This is a genomic window from Mycobacterium sp. IDUB_3, from assembly GCF_055419585.1.
Window position 1 is genome coordinate 2,344,734 of record NZ_JBVAXZ010000001.1, and the last position, 19,978, is coordinate 2,364,711.

The window sequence follows — 19,978 nt, forward strand, 5'->3', positions numbered from 1 at the left end:
GCTCGCGAGCGCTACCGGACCTGCAGGCCGACGAAGTAGCTGCCGAGCAAGACGGCGGCGATCAACAGCACCCACGCATCGGTGAGTCGGCAGAGCAGGACCGGGCCGTCTCGCACCTCCATGAACTCGCGAAAGATGATGCGCACCTTGACCAGTGCGATGACGATGACGCTCGACGTGACCACAGCGCTGGATTTCAGTGCCCCGTCGACGGAGCGGTCTATCCACAGATAAGCCAGCGTCAACGCCGCCAGGACCACCCAGACGAACAGCAATCTCTTGTTGAATCTGATTCCGATCACCTCACCACGTAGAGCAGCGCAAAGATCAGCACCCACAGGAAGTCGACGGTGTGCCAATAGGTTGCGCAGGTTTCGACCAGTTCCTGGGAACGCCGCACCGGGCTTCGGAGTTGGTAGACGATGATGCCGAGGACGACGAAGCCGATCAGCAGGTGGACGAAGTGGATCCCGGTGAGGAAGAAATAGAACATGAAGAAGTCGTTGCGCTCTATGCCGTTTCCGGCCTGAACCAACCGGGCCCACTCAAACACCTTGAAACACAGGAACACCACGGCGAACGCTGCGGTGATGAAGACATCTCTGAGAGCCGCCCCATAGGCGCCGGCGCGGGCCGATTGGACACACCGCGCCACCGACCATGAGCTGAGTAGCAGAACCAGGGTGTTGACTACTCCGACGCGCAGGTCGAGGTGAGCCTGCGAGTGCAGAAAAAGCTCGGGATTGCGGCCCCGTGAGAACAGGTAGAAGCCGAAATATGCCGTGAACACCAGGGTCTCGAACAATACGAAGGCCCACATGTCGGGTTGGCCCGGCACGGCCCTGATGCGTCCGCGCTTGCCGGCTAGGTCGGTCACTGCGCAACCGCCTTCGGCCTTGGCAGGTCCGGCAGTTCCCCGGTGCCGAAGTCTTCGCGGCGGATCATTTGAAACAGCATCACGATGAATGTGACTTGGTAGATGCCGAACACGACCATGTCCAGCCACCAAGCGATCTCGCCGTCCCACGCGAATACGCCGCGCCGGAAGATCCAGCAGGGCGCCACGACCACCTCGGTCAGTGCGTTGCACAGGTTGAGATAGCCGAACCACTTGGGGAAAACGCGGTTCTTGTCGAGCAGGATCGCCACCATCCAGATCAGCGAGCCGATCAGGAACACTCCCATGGTCCCGTCAAAAGACAAGAACGCGAAGTCATAAAGCCAACCGATCACACGGGGGTCGCGGTCCGGTCGCAGCGTGCCGACGATCAGCGCGATGTTGAGCAGCAGCATGCCGGGCACCGCGCTGAGCGAATAGATGAGCAGATACGAGTACGCGAACGCGCGGCTGACGGACATGCGCCGCATGGAATACGCGATGAGGGCATTGTTGACCGTGATCATGCCGCTGATGGCGAAGATGACGCCGAAGCCGACGGGTATGCCGAGGTGACGTTCGGCGAACCAGTGGGCCTGCGTCGCGAGGTCCCAGGTGGGCTCCGGCGGCGGCTGGACTTGGGCCACGATGAAGAACATCGGGAAGAACAGGCCGTAAAACACCATGAGGATCCCCCACGCCAGCCACAGCTCGCGCTTGGGGTCGCGCCGCAGGTGCCAGCCGATGCGGCGATGCAGTGGGCCCGCGGGCGGCGTTGCGGGAGACGTCGCCGGGGCGATCACCGCACTCATGCGGTGGCCAATTCGTCTGGGCACCTGTGGTTCTCGGCACGCTCACGATAAACGGCCCGGCCCAGGACAACGCCCATCACAATGATCCAGACGGCAATGGCAATATTCTTCACCCAGAACGACAGCAAGCCGTCCCAGGCCAGCGGTCCGGTCAACGAGACGCCGACGAATGACGCCGGCACCAGCGCGGCCCCCACGACAAGATTGAAGTAGGCCACCCACCGGTTGAACACCGGGCGGGACGGATCATCGAAAAATATTGCCAGGGCCAAGATTACGCACTGCCCGATGAAAAACGGGACCAGGATGGTGAAGGTGATCCAGCCGAGATCGTTGAGCAGCTGCGTCAGCTCTGGGCTGCGCTCCGGCCGAAAGGCCGCCAGCAGCCAGCAGACATTGGCGACGAGAAACAGCGTCGGGCCGCCTGCCGCACACCCAAGCATGGCGTAGGAGAAGATCGGCGTCCGGTGCGCCATGCGGCGGATCTGCAGCACGATCAGGGCCAGGATCGGCACCAGACACACACCGAACCAGTTGAACAGGATCATGCTGGAACGGATCTGAGGAATATGCGCGGGATCGCGGTAGAACGCGGCCACCTGCTCCGCCGGCATGGTGGGTGACATCGGCGGGTTGAAACCCGGGAACAGGAAGAAGGAGGCGATCCACAGGATCAGCGCCGCCGGCAATGTCCAGAGCAGGATCAGCTCGCCATCGGTCCGCCGCGAGACGGTCCGCGCAGATTGGCTACCGCCCGTATCGTTTCCGCCGACGTCGGACATCGGTACCCCTTCCCCGCACGAAATCGCCGCCGAAACTCGGCTAGTGAGCGAAGCTAGCCGATCGGCTAGCCACGGTCAATAGCGTCGTCTAGTCTCGGTGCGTGGGAACAGCACGCCAGCCGGTGACCGCTGAGCAATTCTGGCTCGTCGCGCACAGCCCGGCCCGGACGCGGGTACTCGATGCCGCACTGGACCTGATCGCCACACACGGTGTCAGTGGCACGTCGCTGCAGATGATCGCCGATGCCGTCGGAATCACTAAAGCTGCTGTCTATCATCAATTCCCGACCAAGGAGCAGATCGTCATCGCCGTGACCGAGCGCGAACTCGGACGGCTCGAGCCCGCACTCGAGGAGGCAGAAGCATACGACGACGGTCCTCAGGCACGAGATGCGTTGTTGGTCCGTGTGGTCGAGATGGCCGTTCGCGATCGCCGGTTGGTGCGCACGCTGCAATTCGATCCCGTCGTCGTCCGGTTGCTGGCCGAACACAAGCCTTTTCAACTTTTCATGGACCGGCTGTACCGGGTGCTGCTGAGCGATGCGGGTCTGGACGGGCGGATCGAGGCCGCCATGTTCTCCGGCGCCCTGAGCACCGCGGTCATGCATCCGCTGGTAGCCGACATCGACGACGAGACCTTGCTCGATCGGGTTACCGATTTGAGCCGGCGCCTGCTGGGGCTGCCTCGGCAGACCCCCGGGTGACTGCTACGTGTCGGCGCGCACCCAGCTCGAGATGCCGTCGTGGGCAATGCAGATCAGGAACAGACCGTCGGGCGCCTGCGCGACGTAGTTCAGATAGTTCGTGCAGTCGGCGTTTTCGTCCTTGACTCCCGCCATTGGCGGTGACCGGAACCATCTGGGCTGGTATCGCCTCGGCGAGCCGCAGAACATCAGCCGTCCGGGCTCCGAGGCAAAGGAAACGTATCCGTCGGCGACACCGAAGGCGTAGTAGGTGGTGTTGTCACACGGCGCACCCAAAACCTGATGGGGCATGATGCCCGGGGTGCAAGCGGGGTAGTCGCAGACGGTCGGCCCGGCCGAGGCTGGCGGCGGCGCCGCCACCACACCGGCGCCGAGCACCGCGGCAACCAGAGCCACGATTGATCGCACCCGATTACTCTGCCACACCTGAAAAGAAAATTCTCCTGGTTGGAGAAGATCGCCTGGACCGACCGGTGGTCGGCGCCGGACCATCCCGAACGTCACTTCGCCCCGCTCCCGGCGAGTGAGCATTTCCGCATGTAAGGGCCGCTGAGGCCACTGTTCGCTGGCGGCGCTGAGCTCAGGCCCGAGTGATAAGCTGCTTCTCCGTGCACGATCCGGAGGGGCCCAACGCCGACGACGGTGGTGACCCGAGGGATGTGACCGATCCCGACGAACCGCAGTCAAGCGCAGGGGCCGACGGCGGCGACGTAGCGGCCGCGTCGGAAGCCGACGCAGAAGACGAAGTTGCCAAGGCCGAGGCGCGCGCCGAGGCGGCTCGGCAACGCCTTTTACGGCTGCGCGGGGCAGCCGAAACCGGGGACGCGGACGACGACGCCCAAGATGTAGAGCAGCGCCCGGCGAAGTGGACACGGAAACGGCTACGGTTGCGGCGTCCTGAGCGACCACGGTGGCTTCGCCGCCCCGGGCGGAAAACAGTAGCCGCCGGCGTCGGCATCGTGCTCTTCTCCGCTTCCATCGGAGCCACCGGTTACATGCTGTGGCAGCACCACACCGCCGTGCACAATCGCCAACTCGCCACGGAGTTCAGTGCAGCCGCCCGACAAGCGGTCACGGCGCTGATGTCGATCGATCCCGATCATGCCAAGGAGGATGTCCAGCGCTCGATCGATGCCTCCACGGGCGACCAGAAGAACCAGCTATCCGTGCTGTCGACCCTGATAGTCAACAAAGCCGAGGAGACGAAGGTCGGCAACAAGGTCACCATCGAAGCCGTCGCCGTCGAGTCGTTGAGCGACAATTCGGGAGTCGTGCTCGTGGCGGCCAAAACCGATCCCTTTGGGCCGGATAACGCCAAACCGCCACCCGCCCTGTTTCGGCTCAGCGTCAATATGGACCGCGACGGCGGCCAGCTCAAGATGTCGAAAGTTGATTTCCTGCAATGACTGTCGAGCATGGCTCGTCACCGGACGGCACGGAAAAGGGGATTGACGACGTGGAGACTTCACCCGCCGACGAGGACGGGAGGCCACCCGCTACCGAGGGACCGGCACGCTTGCGCCGGCTGGCAGCGATTCGGCGTCGGGGCCGCCGGTATTCGGCAAGGTGGCGTTCGATCGTCGCGACCACGTTGGTTATCGTCGCCGTCGGAGTCGTTGCCGGCGTGTACTTCATCCTGTATCGGCCGGATCAGCAGGTCGGCGACGCGGCGGCGCAGCGGGCGATCCGGGCGGCGTCAGATGGAGCCGTGGCGACGTTGTCGTATTCCTATGTCCATTTAAACCGCGATTTCGACACCGCGAGATCACATCTCACCGGCGACTTTCTGGCCTATTACAGCAAATTCTCCGACGAGGTCGTCGCGCCGGTGGCGCAGAAGGGACAACTGACGGCATCCGCCAAGGTGATTCGGGCCGCAGTCTCGCAATTGCATCCCGATTCGGCCGTCGTGCTGGTTTTCGTCGACCAGACCACGGCAAGCGTGCAAAAGAAAGATCCGGAGAAGACGCAGAGCAGCATCCTGGTCACGCTGAAAAAAGTCAACGGTTCCTGGCTGATCGCGAAATTCGACCCATCCGGATGAGCGTGGCAGATCTTGTCCCAACCATTACCTGGCGGGCCGAAGCGGTGTAACGTCATCGCTCGAGAACGCCGCAATCGACGGCGAAAAGGTGCCATAGGCACCCTCGGATTACGCGCTTCGAGGAGCACCTGATGCGTTCAGTCAAAATACTCACCACCGCAACGCTGGTGGCTGCCACCGCATTCGGCGGTTTGAGCACAGCATCCACGGCCCAGGCGATAACCAAGGAAGACGTGGCACTCAACGGGACTTTCCGCGCCACGTCCATTGGCGATTGGGCCCAGAGAAATGATCAGTACTTCGGCGAACCGACGGTCTACCAAGTATGGACCATCAGCTCGTCGTGCGACTCGACCTTGGAATGCCATGGCACGGTGACGAGCGACCAGGGATGGAGCGCACCCCTATACATGAATGATGGGGAGATGTGGAAGGTGAGACGCGAAGTGCCGAACTGGGAGCGGTGTGAGGACGGTACTGCGTTCCCGGGGCAGCAGCAATTCTTTTTCTACCCGGTGAACGACAATGGTGGGTTTCAAACCGGGTCGCGGGTCCTCTCGGGCAAGGACAAGACAGTCGGCCCGAGCGGTGCCTGCGGGCAAAACAATTGGCTCGATATCACGATGCCGTTGCGCCTGGACCAGCTCTCCTGACCGGGCGGCCATAGCTTCATTGACCCGTCCCCCGGCCAGCTACGGCCCAGGGCGAATTCAGGTGGGAAGCATGTCCTTCCACGTCCTGTGCGCCTTCGGGGCGACGAGATCCGACTGCTGATACAACTTCCCGTCCGGACCGACATAACGACCGGTACGCGGATCGTACTTTGCCACCACGACCGACGGCGCGGGCTTAGATGCGTTGGCTCCGAACGAGCTTGGCGCCGCCTGCGGTCCGCCGCCGCCGGCCGGGTCGGCCGGTGCAGGGTCGACCGGTGCAGGCCCGGCCGGTGCGGGATCGGGAGGAACGAGCGGGGCTAACGGCAGCGCTGGCGGCGCGGCGGGCGGCGGGGGAAGTTCACCCGCCACAGGGACGTCGAGCGGCGCTATGGGCGGCAGGTCCGCCGACATTCTCGACATCGGCGCCAGCGCTGGTCCCGACGATGGCGCGGGAGGCACAGCGGCTCCAGGCGTGCCAAATGGTGGATTCTCTCCCCGGGGGCCCGCCGGTGAGCCGCGTGGCACCGCTCCCGGCGGCAGCGGCGTCCCCTGCACCGGGCCGAAGATCCTGTCATTGGTGGTGATCCGGTCATCGGGCGGCACACCCTGGGCTAGCAGATTCGGATCCAGTGGGTAGGGACCGAGGGTGTGCTGGCGCATCGCCAGCGGCATGTACGGCTTATCGCTGTTGCAGATTTCGACGGTCGGCGCGCGCTTACCCGGGTGACCCATGCAGGGATAGTTGCGGGCACCGCGAACCGCGATCGGTGAATCCTGCGGGAGTTTGCAATACAACCCGTCCGGTGTGTCGATGTCGCTGAGGTCGTCCGGGGATCGCCAGGTGTTAGGTGGCATGAAGCCGACCGTACAAATAGGCGGATCGTCGACCGTGGCTGCGAAGTCGCCGTAAGCCTTACCGTCGGGATGGTTTTCACCCTGAGCGGCCTGCTCGATAGCAACCCCCGACGGCAGCAACACCAGCAGCTGCTCGATCGATGGGTGGTAGGTGACGCCGATCTGTCCGATGGTGGTCAGGTTGGCAAGCAACACCGGCAGCGTCGGCTTGATTTGCTCGAGAAGCCGGGATGCTTCGTTCGCGGCGTCGGGACCTTTCTCCAGGATGGTGCGGAAGTGAGAGTCGTTGTTCACCAACGTATCCGAGATGCCGGCGAAGCTGTGTGCCCATGTTCTGATCGAATCGGTGGTGCGCGCCTGGGTATCCAGCAGCGGCCCGGTGTCTTCGGTGAGGGCTCGGGTGCGATCGACGACGCCGTTTGCGTCGCGGGACAGCGTCTTCGAGGAATCGATCAGTGACCCCAGGTCGTATCCGCTGCCGTTGAAGCCCTGGAACGACTCGTCAAGCAATTGGCCGAGTTTGGTCTTCGGGATGCTTTGGACCAAGGCATTGACTTGCTCGAGCATTGGTCCGACCGGCTGCGGAATTGTCGTGTCACGCACGGCGATTACCGAGCCGTTGTGCAGATAGGGCGGCGAATTGGTCTTGGGCCGCAGGTCCACGTACTGTTCACCCACCGCGGAGACACTGAGCACCTGCGCTGTCAGGTCCGCGGGGACCTTGGGTGAAGTGCTAAGCGACAGCGTCGCTTTCGCGCCGGTCGGCGTCAAACCCACCGAGGTGACCTTGCCGAGCTGAACCCCACGGTAGGTCACATTGGAAAACTGGTACAGGCCGCCGGTGGCCGGTAGCTCCAGCGTCACCGTCATCCGGCCGATGCCCAGCAGGGTCGGCGCTTGGATGTAGAAGAGGATCATCGCGATCACGCCAATGGTTCCGGCGATCGCGAAAATCGCCAGCTGGATCCGAACGAAGCGAGTCAGCATCTATCCACCCGCTCCCGTCGAAGGCGCCTCTGCGGGCACCGGCGTTTGACCAAGACCCGCGTCAGGCACCGGGGCCGCACCAGGCGGAGGTCCGGGCAGCGGCGCCGCACCAGGCGCAGGTCCGGGCAGCGGGGCCGCATTCGGCGCAGGCCCGGGCAGCGGTCCATAATTCGCCGGGCCCGGTGCCGGCACCGCACCCGGCGGTGGTGGGGGCAGCGGCAACGCGTTGGGATCGATCCACGGTGGCCTCAGCGGGTTATGCAGAGGATCGAGTGTGTAGTTGAAGCGATATGGGTCCCCGGGCACCGGTGGAACGGGCATATCCAGCTGCCCCCAGTGGGTTCCCAGGAACAAACCCTTCTTGAGCCGCGGAATCGTCAGGTCGAAATCGAGATGCAGGTTGAAGAAGTCGCCTCGGACGGCTCGGTCGACGAAGTTCTGGGTGAACGGGAACACGAACGAGGCCGCGATGGCCGCGCCGAAGTCCGGTCCGACGTCGGCGAGCGCTTTGATGGTCGGCTCCAGGTTTTTGAGGTTCGTGACCAGGTCGGCCTGGGCGTCGTTGACCAGCCGGGTGGCGGTGTTGCTGAACACGCGAAGATGGTCCAGGGCGGCCGTCAGACGCGGCCGCTCCTTGATCAACACCTCGAGCGCCGGCGGTATCTTGCGCAGCGCTTCGGTGACCACGTCGCGTTGGTCGGCGAATGTGCCGGCAAGCCGATTCAGCGCCTGGATGGAGGCGACGAGGTTGTCCCGCTGGTCGTCCAGTGTCCCCACGAACGTGTCCAGGCGGGTAATCAGATCGCGCACCGCACCCTCACGTCCGGACAGGGCGGCCGAGAAATTGTGGATGACCTCCCCGATCTGTCCCAGCCCCCCGCCGTTGACGACGGCTCCCAACGACGACAGCGTCTGCTCCGTCGAGGGGTAGGCCGATGACCGGCTGAGCGGGATGGTGGCGCCCGGCTGCAGCCGTCCGCTTCCCTGTTGGCCCAGCGGCGTATTGAGCTCCACATGCATCGAGCCCAGCAGGCTGGTCTGACCGACGGTGGCTACCACGTTGGCCGGGACCACCACATCGCGCTTCACCGAGATGTCGACGTCGGCGTGCCAGCCTTTCACCCGCATCGTGCCGACACTGCCGACGACGACGTCGTCGATCATCACCGGCGAATTCGACTCCATCGTGCCGACATTCGGGAGTTCGACGTGGTAGATGTTGGCCCCCGGCCCGCGTCCGACCGCACCGGGCAGGGGTAGTGAATTCAGACCGTGGAATGCGCATCCCGTCGACGTCAACACCACACAACAGCCGGTGGCGAATATCCGCTTCGCCGCAACGCGCGCGCTCATTGTTGTGGCCCTTCGTCTGGCAGCAGCATGCCCGACACGGTCGGCGCCGGTGGTGGTGGCATCGGTGTCGACGGTGGCGGCGGCAGCGGCATCGCCGCGCCCGGTATCCGCTCCGGCGGCACCGCCCCCGGCGGTCCCACCGGGTCACCCGGCAGGCCGGTGTAGGCCGACACTGCGGGCGGGATCTCGGGCGCTCCGGGCTTCGGGCCCTCGCCGCCGGGCGCAAGACGCGGTTCGGTGTAGAGAATCTTGGACGGGTCAACCGACTTGGCTATGAACAGGTTGATCGGAATTGGCGAGTTATTCCAGCTTGTCTGCCGCAGCCCGGGTCCGAGGAACAGAGAGCACAGCTTGCCCGATTCGACCGCGGTGATGTTCTCGATGGCGCCGATCTGCGTGCAGCCCGGAGTGGACAGCAGAACCTGACCGCCCCACGTGGGATTCGCCATATTCATCAGCCCGAACCCTCCGACGATGGTTCCGGTGTCGGCGTTGTAGTCGTTGAAGAAGTTGCCGAAGGCATTCGGCGCACCGTGCAGAATGTTCTCCAGGGCCATGTGGTGATCGACCAGGTTCTGCGTGACATCGGCCAACCGGGCGATCTGCTCGCTGGTCTGGTTGCGAGTCTCGGCGATGAACCGCCGCACCTCGCCGACCGCCGTCGACAGATCGGTCAGGGCCGCGTCCAGATCGGATTTGCTGTCGTTGACCACGCTGGTGAGCGTGGCCAGGCGACCGTTGAACTGCTCGATCTGCACGTTGCTGTCGCGCAGCGCGCCGACGAAGGTCTGCAGGTTTTTGATGATGTCGACGATGTTGCCGCTGCCGTTGGCGAGGATCCGGCCCACCCCTGACAATTGGCCGAGTGTTTGCCGCAGCTTGTCGCCGTTGCCGTCGAGCGCGTTGGCGGCGCTGTCGATGAACCGGCCCACCGACGTGCCCGATACACCGCTCTTGGGTCCCAAATCCGTTGCCAGCCGCATCAACTGCGTCTTGACCTCGTCCCACTCGACCGGCACCGCGGTGCGCTCAACCGGAATGACTGCCCCGTCTCGCATGACCGGCCCACTGTCGCGGTAGGCGGGTGAGAGCTGGACGTAGCGGGCGGCCACCAGATTCGGGGCGACGATAACCGCTTTCGCGTCGGCCGGAATGGGCACGTCGCGGTCGACCTTGAAGACCATCTTGGCCTGTGTGCCCTGCGGCTGAATGGATTTGATGCTGCCGACTTTGACGCCCGATACCCGCACCTCGTCATGGGGATAGATCGCGGTGGCGGTTGTGAAATAGGCGGTAATCGTCCGTGGGCCGAAGAACGTGTTGCGGACGACCATGGCGGCGCCGGCAACGATCAGCCCGACCAGGACGACCGCCGTCACTGCCGTCAGCCGCTTGCGGGGAATCCGGGAGATCATTGTGACCCTCCGATCCGTCCGCCCAACGTGCAGCCAGGGCACTGGGGAATGGCGTTGTAGGGCCAGGGGGTCAGCGCCCGCGGTACCGGCGACGGGAAGCCGGGACCCTTAGAAGTATCGAAGGTGCGGAAGCCCCAGAGGTAGTCGAACAATTCCTGGAAGAGTTGCGGGAGAAGGAAGTTCGGGGCGAACGCCTGGTAGGCGTACATACCGGAGATGGCCTCACCGACCGTGATCTGGAATTTGGCGAGACCCGGCAGCGCTTTGCCGATGTTGTCGCGGTTCTTCTCCAAGACCCCGAGGACCCTGTTCAGCCTCTCCAGCGTTGGCGCCAATGTGGCTTCGTTGTCATGCACCAAGCCCGTCAACTGCTTGGCCACCACCGAGGTGTTGGCCAGCAGGTCCACGATCTCTTGTCGCCGCGCCACCAGCACTTCGAGCAGAGAATCGGAGTTGAGGATGAGCTTGTTGACCTGCATGCTGCGTTCGGAAAGTATCCCGGTGACATCGCCGGCGCTCTTGAACAACTCGCCCAGGTTCTTGTTGCGACTGTTGAGGGTTCGCGATAACCGGGTGAGCGCGTCGAAGGCCGGCCCCATCTGGGGTGCGATCTGGTCGAGCGTCGCCGCCAGCGTGTCCAACGACTGATTCAGCGCCGTGGTGTTGGTGCCGGCCGTGTCCGACGTCAGATCACTGACCGCCTCGGTCAACGAATAAGGCGAAGACGTGCGCGAGACGGGTATCAGAGTCATCGGATGCATCGTGCCGCTGCCGGCTGACTCCACCGTCAGCATCCGCTCGCCCAGCAGCGTGCCGGTGCGGATGTGCGCGGAAGTCTCCGAGCCGAGCAGGATGTTGCCCTTCATCGCGAACGTCACCAGAGCATCGCCGTGGCTCAGCTTCACATCCGACACGGTGCCGACCTTCATCCCCGACACGACCACGGGGTTGCCGGTCGCGAGGCCGCCGGCCTCCGTGAACAGCGCCTGGTAGCGGACCATCGTCGCCCACGTGATGAATCGGTCGGGCGACAGGCCCACCAGGATGACCATCACCGCCAGGACGACGCCGATGAGTCCGGCCTTGACCAGCCCAGCTCCGCGATACTTGAGCATTAGGGTTCCGTGCACCTTCCTGCATCTGACCTGTAGATGTTGGCGCGCACGGTCTTGCCTGAAAGATCCGTGCCGCGGATCCCGAACTGGCAGATGTAGTACGGGATGGTGGCGCCGTTCACGCCGAGTCGGACCAGCTTGCGGTAGTTCCTCGGTGCCCTTTGGAGGGCGGCGTCCAGGCGGTCCTTATCGCCATCGAGTAACGGCGCCAGCCGATTCAACTGAGCTATGGTGCCCGACAGCGGCGGGCGGGCCTCGGCCAGCAGATCCGCCAGCGAGGCGGTTCCCTTGTCCAGGGCGTCAATGGCGGATCCGATTGTGTCGCGGTCACCCGACAGGCCGCTGACAAGCTGCTCGAGGCGATCGATCGCGCCGGAGAACTGTTTGCCGTCCTTGGCCACCGTCCCGATCACGATGTTGAGGTTGTCGATCAGTTGCTGCACGGTTTGGTCATTGTCGGCCAAGGCATTTGAAAACGAGGTCGTCTTGGCGAAGAGCGATTCGAGCGTCCCGCCCTGACCCTGAAAGACCTGCAACAACCCGGAAGTCAGTTCGTTGACATCGCGCGCATTCAGGCCCTGGGTAACGGGTTTCAGCCCGCCGAGCAGCAGATCGAGGTCAAGCGCAGGCGCGGTGCGGCTGACCGGAATTTGAGCGCCGGCCGGCAGCCGCTTGGGCGAGCCCGGACCGTCGACGAGTTCAAGGTAGCGATCGCCCACCAGGTTGAGATAGCGGACCGCCGCCCTGCTGCCCTCGGTGAGCACGACGTTGCGGTCCGCGTCGAACTTCACCACAACCTTCTTGTCCGGCTGCAGCGAAACACTATTGACCGTGCCCACCCGGATCCCGGCGACCCGCACCGACTGGCCCGGCTTGAGACGCGACACGTCGGTGAACACCGCCGAATAGTCGCTCGTCGAACCCGTCCGGTATTGGCCGAAGATGAAGAACAGGAAGGCGGTAAGCATCGCCATCACGACCGCGAAGATGCCGAACTTGACCAGCGTTGCGCGCGTCCTCATCCGGGTTGTCCGATCTGCGCGGAGTTGCGTGGTGGGCCGGCGATCGGCCCGTACAACAGCTGTTTGAGGAGATCGGAGTTGATCAGCACCTGTGGGTTTCCGTAGTTCACGGGGTTCGCGCCGGTATCGGCAATCAGCTGCGGTGGGGCCGTGTTGAACGGCAGCTTCGGCAGACCCACGCACTGCGGGCCGCCCGTCGCCGCGACCTTGGGCAGGTTCGTCGGGTATCGATAACGCTCGGCGCCCCACGTGAGGCTCGCCGCGATGTTGATGCTCGGTTCCGACAACGGCGCCCCGTGCGTTATCTGTACAAGCCCGGCCAAAGCGCAGTTGAGCGCCGGTGCGTAAACATTGGTCAGATCGGTCGTCGGCACCAGCAGATGCAATACATTCGTCAGCGGTTGGCGGTTCGTCGACAGGACGTCGTTGCCGATGTCGGCCAAGCCGATCGCGCTGATCAGCAACGCATCCAGGTTGTGCTGCTCATCGACAAGTGTCTTGCTGATCCGGGTCGCGTTGGCCGCGGTCTTCACCAAGTCGGGTGCCGCGTCGGCATAAGCGTTGGACACCGCCGGCAGGACCGCGAGGTCATGCCGGAATGCGGGGAGGCTCGGCTCCAGCCTGGCCAGGAACGAATCCAGATCGCTCAGCGACTGGCCGAGCTGTGGGCCCCGCCCACTGAACGCCTGTGCCAGCGCACCCAGTGACTCGTTGAGCTTCGGCGGATCGATGTGGCTCAGAACCGACACCAATTGCTGGAATACCGTGTTGATTTCGACCATGACGTGCTGGCCCTGCAGCGTCTGGCCGGCGTGGAGCCGCTGCGCCGAGGGTTGGTCGGGTTCGACCAGCAGGACGGATTTGGCGCCGAACACCGTCGATGATGCGATGTCGACGAGCACGTTGCCGGGGATGAAGTGCAACTGCGACGGGTCCATCGCCAAGTGAATTGCCGCCTGACCGTTCGGCAGCGGTTCGATCGAGTCGACCTTGCCCACCTGCACGCCGCGCATCTTGACCTTGGCGTCCGGGTTCATGACCAGGCCGGCTCGTTGCGAAATCACGGTCACCGGCACGGTTTTGGTGAAGGAGCCCTGAAACAGACCCACCGCCACGGCGAAAATCAGACAAATGATGAGCACGGTGGCCAGTCCGAGGAGGGGTGGCAGGTAATTCCGCTCGGGCGGCCGCGCATGGCCGGTGCGCGCGGGTCGGCCGGCGACCGCGCCGCGACCCGCTGGAACATTCTGCGTCATTGCTGTTTCACCTCCTGAAGCTAACCGGACAGGTTGAAGTTGCCGTTCGTACCGTAAATAGAAAGCGAGACCAACAACGTCACGGACACCACGACGATGAGCGATGTGCGCACCGCGTTGCCGGTGGCGTTGCCGACACCGGCCGGCCCGCCCGAGGCGAAATAGCCGTAGTAGGTATGGATCAGCAGGATGGTGAGCGCCATCAGAAGGGCCTGCAGGAAAGACCACAACAAGTCGATCGGGTTCAGGAACGTGTTGAAGTAGTGCTGGTACAGACCCTGCGACTGTCCGAGCAGGAACGTCGTGGTGAACTGGCTGGCCACGAACGACAGGATCACGGCGATGCTGTACAACGGCGTGATCGCCATCATTCCCGCCAAAATCCTGGTGCTCACCAAATAGGCAACCGGCCGAATGGCCATGCTCTCCAATGCATCGACTTCTTCGTTGATCCGCATGGCACCCAGCTGAGCGGTCACCCCGGCGCCGAAGGTGGCCGCCAGGCCGATGCCGGCGACCACCGGTGCCGCGATACGCACGTTGATGAACGCGGACAGGAAGCCCGTCAGCGCCTCGATGCCGATATTGCCCAACGAGGTGTAGCCCTGGATGGCCAGTGTGCCGCCCGCCGCCAGCGTCAGGAAGCCGACGATCACAACGGTTCCGCCGATCATCGCCAGAGTGCCCGCGCCCATGCTGATCTCGGCGATCAATCGAACCACTTCGCGGGTGTAATGGGTGGCCGCAAACGGCACCCCGGCGAGCGCCTTACCGTAAAACATTGTGTGGTCGCCGATCCGCCCCATCAGGGCGACCGGCCTCTCGAGTTGGCGGGTTAATCGCGGATATGCAGCCCTCAGCGCCATTGTTGTCCTACTTCGCCGTCATCTTGATGCCGATCGCGGTGACGACCACGTTGACGACGAACAGGGACATGAAGGCATAAACCACGGTTTCGTTCACCGCGTTGCCGACAGCCTTGGCGCCACCACCGGTGATCGACAGGCCCCGATAGCAGGCGACCAGGCCGGCGATGAGGCCGAAAAGGGCTGCCTTGACACAGGAAATGACCACCTCGGGCACCCCGGTGAGCAAGGTGATGCCCGCGGCGAACGCGCCGGGATTGACGTCTTGTACAAACACCGAAAAGACGTAGCCGCCAAGGACGCCGATGATGACGACGAGGCTGTTGAGCAGGAAGGCGACCAATCCGGAGGCCAGCATGCGTGGGGTGACCAACCGCTGGACCGGGTTGATGCCCAGGACCTCCATCGCGTCGATCTCCTCGCGAATCGTTCGCGACCCGAGGTCCGCACACATAGCCGTGGCACCCGCACCCGCCACGATCAACACCGTGACCAGAGGACCGAGCTGGGTGACCGCACCGAACGCGGCACCGGCACCGGATAGGTCCGCCGCGCCCAGTTCACGCAAGAGGATGTTGAGCGTGAAACTGACCAGGACGGTGAACGGGATCGCGACCAACAAAGTTGGAGCCAGCGACACCCGCGCGACGAACCAGGACTGCTCCAAGAACTCCCGCCATTGGAACGGCCGGCGGAACACGAATTTGACCGCGTCAGCCGACATTGCGAATAAGGCTCCGACGGCCTGCATCGGGCCCGAGAGGTCGAACTTGAGCCTGAGCGCGGGCAATCCCGTCGACCAGTGGTCAGCTCCCTTGGTTGCCATCGGCGGCAGCCCCTTCCCAAGCTACGAGACCGACAGTCTTGTTGTGGCGCAACGAGTGCGGTACATTCGACATATTTGACAGCTGTAAAGGCGCGCTGACGAGCACGAAATGCTCAGCGGGCAGCCATTTTCCGGCGTCGCTGTGCGATGTGACAGTCGCTAGTCCGCGCACGCCGGTCCTCCGTTCGGTCGCGTGACTGGGCGCTGCGAAACGAGGTGCTCCCCGTCTTGAAGCGTCCGGCGATTATGACTCATGCCGCGCCCAGGCGGAGCGAAAAATGCATAACCGTTATCGCGCAGTTCGCGGCCGGTGCAAAGGCGCAAGGTAACTGCGTCCCAACGAAAGCGGCGATCGGCTCAAGCATGTCAGGGCTGACTCCGGTCCCAGTAGTACTCACGTGACGGCGCCGGCCGTCTTGAGTTCGATGATGCGGTCCCAGTCGAGGCCGAGCTCCATCAGGATCTCATCGGTCTGCTCGGCGAATCCGGGGGCCGGCCCGGTCTGTGGCGCTGCGACGTCGAACTGTACCGGGTTGGCCACCAGTTCGAGTTCGCCCGCCTTGACCATGTACTCGTTCGAGCGGATCTGCGCGTCGTCGGCGGCCTGCAGGGTGTCCTGCACGGGAGCCCACGGCCCGGAGAGCGTGGCGAAACGTTCGCTCCACTCGGCCAGCGTGCGGGTGGCGATGGCTTTGGTCAGCAATTCCACCGCATCGGCCGTATTGGCCGCGATGTTCTCCACCGTGTCGAAGCGCGGGTCATCGGCCAACTCCGGCAGATCGACATGGCGGCACACGTCGGCCCAGAACTTGGTGGGCTGCATCATCACGAACGAGATGTAACGGCCGTCGGATGTCGTGTACAGCCCCACCAATGGGTTGTTGGGAGCGCCGTGCACGCCGGGCGGCGGCGCTTCCAGCCGCTGGTTCAAGTGCTTCGTCAGCGCGACGGTGTGTCCCATCGACCACAGGCCACTGCCCAGCAGCGACACGTCGACGACGGATGGCTCGCCGGTGCGCTCGCGCTTGAGCAACGCCGCCGCGATGCCACCCGCGAGGTTGGTGCCCGAGATGGTGTCGCCGTACGCCGGCCCAGGCGGCGCGATCATGCCCGGCATGCCGGCGGGCGTGATGGTGGCCGCGGTACCGGCCCGGCACCAGAAGGCCGTCATGTCGTAGCCGCCCTTGGTCGACTCCTCGCCGCGCGGGCCGAGCGCGCTCCCCCGCGCGTAGACGATCTTGGGGTTCACCGCCCGGATGTCGTCGACGTCGATGCCGAACTTCTGCCGGTGGCCGGGCAGAAAGCTGGTCAGGAAGACATCGGCGCGACGGGCCAGCTCGTACAGCACTTCCTTGCCCTCGGGCACCGACATGTCCAGCCCGATGCTGCGCTTGCCGCGGTTAGCGTGTTCGATGTTGGGGTTGGGGTCGCCCTCGACGCGCAGCATCCCGGTCTGCCGCAGCCCGCGCTGCGGATCACCGGTCACCGCGTGCTCGACCTTGACCACGTCGGCGCCCCATTCGGCGAGCACCGCACCCGCGGACGGAACGAATCCGTACATGGCGACTTCGAGCACGCGGATGCCTTCGAGCGGCCTCATGCGCCGGCTCCTTTCGCTGAGACGGCCGGCACGGCAAAGGTCTTGCTCTCCAGGAACTCCTCGAGCCCGGCCGTCCCCATCTCGCGGCCCACGCCGGACTGCTTGAAACCCCCGAACGGGGTGTCGGCGCCGAAGTAGTTGCCACCGTTGATGGAGAACGACCCGGTCCGGATGCGGCGCGCCACGGCGAGCGCCCGGTCCTGATCGCGGCTGAACACCGCGCCCGCCAGCCCGTAGATCGAGTTGTTGGCGATGCCCACGGCGTCGTCGTCATCGTCGAACGCGATCACCACGAGCACCGGCCCGAAGACCTCGTCCTGCGCGATCTCGCTGTCGGGGTCGACGTTGGTCAGCAGCGTCGGCGCATAGAAGTAGCCCGGATTCAGTCGCTTGCCGCCGGTGACCAGGGTGGCCCCGGCGGCCACGGCGCGCTGGACCATAGCGTCGACCTTCTCCCGCTGCTGCTCGTTGATCAGCGGCCCCATATAAGTTGTCGGGTCGGCCGGGTCGCCGTGTCGCACCTTGGCGAAGTTCTGCGCGACCAGTTCGACGATTTCGTCGTGGTGCGACTTGGGCACCAGCAGCCGGGACGTGAGCGCACAACCCTGGCCGGCGTGGGTGACCATGCTGAAGGCCGCGAACAGCGCGGCGTTGGCGAAGTCCGCGTCATCGAGCATGATCGCCGCCGACTTACCGCCCAGCTCCAAGAAGACGCGCATAACGGTGTCGCTCGCGGCGGCCATGATCTTGCGCCCGACCGCAGTCGATCCGGTGAAGGTGATGACGTCGACGTCCGGGCTGGTGGTCAGCGCGACTCCCGACGCGGGATCCGACGAACTCAGCACGTTCACCACCCCGGCCGGGATGTCGGTGTGGTTGGCGATCAGCTCGCCGAGCGCCAAGGTGACCAGTGGTGTGTCCGGTGCTCCCTTGAGCACGACGGTGCATCCGGCGGCCAGCGCGGGCGCGAGCTTGGCCAGCGCGAGCTGGTTCGGATAGTTATAGGCGATGATGGCGCCGACCACGCCGGCGGCCTCCTTCTCGACCCAGCGGTGGTGGCGCATGCCCCGCACTTCTCGTTCGCCGAGGTCTTCGGAGAACTCATAGGTGCGCAGCAGGTCCGCGTAGAAGCGCACGATGCCGATCGGCTCGTCGAGCTGAGCCCCCTGGGTAAGCGCGCGGGTGGCGCCGACTTCCGCGATGGTGAGTTCCCGCAACTCGTCGGCATGCTCGAGGAGCGCCCGGTGCAACTGGTCGAGGCAGCGGATCCGCAACTCGACGTCGGTGGGCCAGCTGGTGGTGTCGAACGCACGCCGGGCCGCCGCGATCGCGGTTTGGGCCTCGGCGCTGCCGGCGTCCGGCGCGTGCCCGATGACGGCACCCGTCGCCGGATTGATCGAGGGGAATGTCCTGTCGGCGCTGACCAGCCGGCCGTCGATCAGCAGACGGCGGTCGACGTGCGACTCAGACGCGGCATCCGCGATGGTCACCGTGGTTCCGGTGGCGGGCTCTGCCGTGTTCTGGGCAGGCATTCCGTACTCCCTAGTGTGGTGGCGATCACGATAATTTCATTCTCTTCCCCGGCGAATCTTACATTCGAGTTTCGATAATTCAAGAAAGTCTCAGGAACGGGATCGAGGTGCTGACCAGCGCCGCAAAGAGCCGTACTCTGTCGGCCTGGGCCTCTCCATGCAGGCTGGACGCGGTGTTGTGCGCGTGTTGCACGGCGCTCCGCGTGGAGAGTAAGGTTCTCATAATTGTAAGGGAGATTCTTTGTGACTGAAATGGCCCCCTTTGGAGTCGAGGCCTCAACATGAAGACCGCGGTAGTCACCGGTGGCGGGTCCGGCATCGGTCTCGCCGTCGCGCAACGGCTGCGCGCCGACGGTCTGAACGTCGCTTCTGTCGACCTGCGTCCGTCAGAAGCCGATTTCGCTTTCACCGCCGACGTCACCGACCGGGCGCAAGTAGATGCGGCGCTGTCGGCCATCCGCGCCCAGCTCGGGCCGGTGACGGTCCTGGTCAATGCCGCCGGCCTCGACGGGTTCAAGAAGTTCAACAACATCAGCTTCGAGGACTGGCACCGCGTGATCGACGTCAACCTCAATGGCGTCTTCCATACCGTCCAAGCGGTGCTGCCCGACATGGTCGAGGCGGGGTGGGGACGCATCGTCAACATCTCGTCGTCGAGCACGCATTCGGGTGCGCCGTACATGAGTCACTACGTGGCGGCCAAATCGGCGGTCAACGGCCTGACGAAGTCGCTCGCACTCGAGTACGGGCCCAAGGGAATCACGGTCAACGCGGTGCCGCCCGGCTTCATCGACACCCCGATGCTGCGCGCGGCCGAGAAGAACGGATTCCTCGGCGACATCGACGAGACCATCGCGCGAACCCCGGTACGCCGCATGGGCACCCCCGAGGACATCGCGGCGGCATGCGCTTTTCTGGTGTCCGAGGAGGCCGGCTACATCACCGGTCAGATCTTGGGCGTCAACGGCGGTCGAAACACCTGAGCGGTGGCGATTCGTCAGCGGCGCCCGGCAACCAGTGTGAGAGGAGAAAGCCCGTGAAGGTCTGGGTGGATTCAGAACGGTGCCAGGGCCACACCCTGTGCGCGATGATCGCTCCGGAATCGTTCCAGCTCAGCGACATCGACGGTAGTTCGTCGGCGATCGACGAGGTGGTGCCCGCCGACCGCGAGGACCAGGTGCGTGAAGCCGCGCAGTCCTGTCCGGAGCAGGCCATCATGATCACCGACGACGCCTGAGCCGGCACAATCCTCAGCCAACGAAACACGTAGGGAGAC

The 19,978-nt window shown here is 64.3% G+C and carries 21 protein-coding genes; 6 read left to right on the forward strand and 15 right to left on the reverse strand.

All coding sequences use genetic code 11. The annotated features are described in order from the left end of the window. Positions 1-11 precede the first annotated feature (11 nt). Genes ACZYVJ_RS10395 through ACZYVJ_RS10410 form a run of 4 tightly spaced genes read right to left on the reverse strand, consistent with a single transcriptional unit; the run spans position 12 to position 2,471 of the window. Entirely contained in the window at positions 12-299 is a 288-nt protein-coding gene (locus ACZYVJ_RS10395; protein WP_463832936.1) for a cytochrome C oxidase subunit IV family protein, read from the reverse strand. Then, complete coding sequence (locus tag ACZYVJ_RS10400; RefSeq protein WP_463830924.1) at positions 299-877, reverse strand: cytochrome c oxidase subunit 3 family protein; 579 nt, start codon at positions 875-877, stop codon at positions 299-301. Before ACZYVJ_RS10400 ends, ACZYVJ_RS10395 begins: the two co-directional genes overlap by 1 nt. After that, complete coding sequence (locus tag ACZYVJ_RS10405; RefSeq protein ID WP_463830925.1) at positions 874-1,689, reverse strand: hypothetical protein; 816 nt, start codon at positions 1,687-1,689, stop codon at positions 874-876. Before ACZYVJ_RS10405 ends, ACZYVJ_RS10400 begins: the two co-directional genes overlap by 4 nt. Further along, complete coding sequence (locus ACZYVJ_RS10410; protein ID WP_463830926.1) at positions 1,686-2,471, reverse strand: hypothetical protein; 786 nt, start codon at positions 2,469-2,471, stop codon at positions 1,686-1,688. Before ACZYVJ_RS10410 ends, ACZYVJ_RS10405 begins: the two co-directional genes overlap by 4 nt. Positions 2,472-2,572: 101 nt before the next feature. Between ACZYVJ_RS10410 and ACZYVJ_RS10415 the strand changes: the two genes are divergently transcribed. After that, positions 2,573-3,175: a TetR/AcrR family transcriptional regulator gene (locus ACZYVJ_RS10415; protein ID WP_463830927.1), complete on the forward strand. Its 603-nt coding sequence runs from the start codon at positions 2,573-2,575 to the stop codon at positions 3,173-3,175. A gap of 3 nt (positions 3,176-3,178) precedes the next feature. On the opposite strand, the gene ACZYVJ_RS10420 is transcribed toward ACZYVJ_RS10415, so the two are convergent. Next, positions 3,179-3,571 (reverse strand): hypothetical protein, encoded by a 393-nt coding sequence (locus tag ACZYVJ_RS10420; protein ID WP_463832937.1) that lies wholly within the window; start codon positions 3,569-3,571, stop codon positions 3,179-3,181. Positions 3,572-3,834: 263 nt separating this feature from the next. Here ACZYVJ_RS10420 and ACZYVJ_RS10425 point away from each other — a divergent pair, with 263 nt between their 5' ends. The 3 genes from ACZYVJ_RS10425 to ACZYVJ_RS10435 all read left to right on the forward strand — a co-directional run bounded on the left by ACZYVJ_RS10425 (position 3,835) and on the right by ACZYVJ_RS10435 (position 5,872). After that, the gene (locus tag ACZYVJ_RS10425; RefSeq protein ID WP_463830928.1) at positions 3,835-4,581 is read left to right on the forward strand and encodes a hypothetical protein; all 747 of its coding nucleotides are present in this window, start codon (positions 3,835-3,837) and stop codon (positions 4,579-4,581) included. Continuing rightward, positions 4,578-5,219 carry a hypothetical protein gene (locus tag ACZYVJ_RS10430; RefSeq protein WP_463830929.1) on the forward strand — a complete coding sequence of 214 codons (642 nt, stop codon included), beginning with the start codon at positions 4,578-4,580 and terminating at the stop codon, positions 5,217-5,219. Before ACZYVJ_RS10425 ends, ACZYVJ_RS10430 begins: the two co-directional genes overlap by 4 nt. A 131-nt stretch (positions 5,220-5,350) precedes the next feature. Then, a complete protein-coding gene (locus ACZYVJ_RS10435; RefSeq protein ID WP_463830930.1) occupies positions 5,351-5,872 on the forward strand; it encodes an Rv2253/PknI dimerization domain-containing protein in 522 nt (173 codons plus the stop codon). Positions 5,873-5,929: 57 nt separating this feature from the next. On the opposite strand, the gene ACZYVJ_RS10440 is transcribed toward ACZYVJ_RS10435, so the two are convergent. The 10 genes from ACZYVJ_RS10440 to ACZYVJ_RS10485 form a co-directional block, all read right to left on the reverse strand. After that, on the reverse strand, positions 5,930-7,717 hold the full coding sequence (locus tag ACZYVJ_RS10440) for an MCE family protein (RefSeq protein WP_463830931.1): 1,788 nt from the start codon (positions 7,715-7,717) through the stop codon (positions 5,930-5,932). Next, entirely contained in the window at positions 7,718-9,070 is a 1,353-nt protein-coding gene (locus tag ACZYVJ_RS10445; protein ID WP_463830932.1) for an MCE family protein, read from the reverse strand. After that, the gene (locus ACZYVJ_RS10450) at positions 9,067-10,485 is read right to left on the reverse strand and encodes an MCE family protein (RefSeq protein WP_463830933.1); all 1,419 of its coding nucleotides are present in this window, start codon (positions 10,483-10,485) and stop codon (positions 9,067-9,069) included. Before ACZYVJ_RS10450 ends, ACZYVJ_RS10445 begins: the two co-directional genes overlap by 4 nt. Beyond that, positions 10,482-11,600 (reverse strand): MCE family protein, encoded by a 1,119-nt coding sequence (locus ACZYVJ_RS10455; protein ID WP_463830934.1) that lies wholly within the window; start codon positions 11,598-11,600, stop codon positions 10,482-10,484. The genes ACZYVJ_RS10450 and ACZYVJ_RS10455 overlap by 4 nt, the downstream gene beginning before the upstream one ends. Continuing rightward, positions 11,600-12,622: an MCE family protein gene (locus ACZYVJ_RS10460; protein ID WP_463830935.1), complete on the reverse strand. Its 1,023-nt coding sequence runs from the start codon at positions 12,620-12,622 to the stop codon at positions 11,600-11,602. The genes ACZYVJ_RS10455 and ACZYVJ_RS10460 overlap by 1 nt, the downstream gene beginning before the upstream one ends. Then, the gene (locus ACZYVJ_RS10465) at positions 12,619-13,878 is read right to left on the reverse strand and encodes an MCE family protein (protein WP_463830936.1); all 1,260 of its coding nucleotides are present in this window, start codon (positions 13,876-13,878) and stop codon (positions 12,619-12,621) included. The genes ACZYVJ_RS10460 and ACZYVJ_RS10465 overlap by 4 nt, the downstream gene beginning before the upstream one ends. 20 nt (positions 13,879-13,898) lie before the next feature. Continuing rightward, positions 13,899-14,744, reverse strand: coding sequence for an ABC transporter permease (locus tag ACZYVJ_RS10470; RefSeq protein WP_463830937.1), 846 nt, complete (start codon positions 14,742-14,744; stop codon positions 13,899-13,901). Positions 14,745-14,751: 7 nt separating this feature from the next. Further along, complete coding sequence (locus ACZYVJ_RS10475; RefSeq protein ID WP_463830938.1) at positions 14,752-15,570, reverse strand: MlaE family ABC transporter permease; 819 nt, start codon at positions 15,568-15,570, stop codon at positions 14,752-14,754. Between the two features lie 394 nt (positions 15,571-15,964). Then, the gene (locus ACZYVJ_RS10480) at positions 15,965-17,170 is read right to left on the reverse strand and encodes a CaiB/BaiF CoA transferase family protein (protein ID WP_463830939.1); all 1,206 of its coding nucleotides are present in this window, start codon (positions 17,168-17,170) and stop codon (positions 15,965-15,967) included. Continuing rightward, entirely contained in the window at positions 17,167-18,702 is a 1,536-nt protein-coding gene (locus ACZYVJ_RS10485; RefSeq protein ID WP_463830940.1) for an aldehyde dehydrogenase family protein, read from the reverse strand. The genes ACZYVJ_RS10480 and ACZYVJ_RS10485 overlap by 4 nt, the downstream gene beginning before the upstream one ends. Before the next feature lie 281 nt (positions 18,703-18,983). On the opposite strand from ACZYVJ_RS10485, the gene ACZYVJ_RS10490 reads away from it, so the two are divergent. Further along, positions 18,984-19,685, forward strand: coding sequence for an SDR family NAD(P)-dependent oxidoreductase (locus tag ACZYVJ_RS10490; protein ID WP_463830941.1), 702 nt, complete (start codon positions 18,984-18,986; stop codon positions 19,683-19,685). A gap of 53 nt (positions 19,686-19,738) precedes the next feature. Further along, positions 19,739-19,939, forward strand: coding sequence for a ferredoxin (locus ACZYVJ_RS10495; protein WP_008253744.1), 201 nt, complete (start codon positions 19,739-19,741; stop codon positions 19,937-19,939). Positions 19,940-19,978 lie beyond the last annotated feature (39 nt).

What these genes read in the sequence shown, in the direction of transcription:
- ACZYVJ_RS10490 (WP_463830941.1), top strand. Translation starts at nt 18,984, where the DNA reads ATGAAGACCGCGGTAGTCACCGGTGGCGGGTCCGGCATCGGTCTCGCC.
- ACZYVJ_RS10455 (WP_463830934.1), bottom strand. Translation starts at nt 11,600, where the DNA reads ATGCTCAAGTATCGCGGAGCTGGGCTGGTCAAGGCCGGACTCATCGGC.
- ACZYVJ_RS10445 (WP_463830932.1), bottom strand. Translation starts at nt 9,070, where the DNA reads ATGAGCGCGCGCGTTGCGGCGAAGCGGATATTCGCCACCGGCTGTTGT.
- ACZYVJ_RS10485 (WP_463830940.1), bottom strand. Translation starts at nt 18,702, where the DNA reads ATGCCTGCCCAGAACACGGCAGAGCCCGCCACCGGAACCACGGTGACC.
- ACZYVJ_RS10465 (WP_463830936.1), bottom strand. Translation starts at nt 13,878, where the DNA reads ATGACGCAGAATGTTCCAGCGGGTCGCGGCGCGGTCGCCGGCCGACCC.
- ACZYVJ_RS10435 (WP_463830930.1), top strand. Translation starts at nt 5,351, where the DNA reads ATGCGTTCAGTCAAAATACTCACCACCGCAACGCTGGTGGCTGCCACC.
- ACZYVJ_RS10410 (WP_463830926.1), bottom strand. Translation starts at nt 2,471, where the DNA reads ATGTCCGACGTCGGCGGAAACGATACGGGCGGTAGCCAATCTGCGCGG.
- ACZYVJ_RS10405 (WP_463830925.1), bottom strand. Translation starts at nt 1,689, where the DNA reads ATGAGTGCGGTGATCGCCCCGGCGACGTCTCCCGCAACGCCGCCCGCG.
- ACZYVJ_RS10440 (WP_463830931.1), bottom strand. Translation starts at nt 7,717, where the DNA reads ATGCTGACTCGCTTCGTTCGGATCCAGCTGGCGATTTTCGCGATCGCC.
- ACZYVJ_RS10480 (WP_463830939.1), bottom strand. Translation starts at nt 17,170, where the DNA reads ATGAGGCCGCTCGAAGGCATCCGCGTGCTCGAAGTCGCCATGTACGGA.
- ACZYVJ_RS10430 (WP_463830929.1), top strand. Translation starts at nt 4,578, where the DNA reads ATGACTGTCGAGCATGGCTCGTCACCGGACGGCACGGAAAAGGGGATT.
- ACZYVJ_RS10475 (WP_463830938.1), bottom strand. Translation starts at nt 15,570, where the DNA reads ATGGCAACCAAGGGAGCTGACCACTGGTCGACGGGATTGCCCGCGCTC.
- ACZYVJ_RS10470 (WP_463830937.1), bottom strand. Translation starts at nt 14,744, where the DNA reads ATGGCGCTGAGGGCTGCATATCCGCGATTAACCCGCCAACTCGAGAGG.
- ACZYVJ_RS10460 (WP_463830935.1), bottom strand. Translation starts at nt 12,622, where the DNA reads ATGAGGACGCGCGCAACGCTGGTCAAGTTCGGCATCTTCGCGGTCGTG.
- ACZYVJ_RS10450 (WP_463830933.1), bottom strand. Translation starts at nt 10,485, where the DNA reads ATGATCTCCCGGATTCCCCGCAAGCGGCTGACGGCAGTGACGGCGGTC.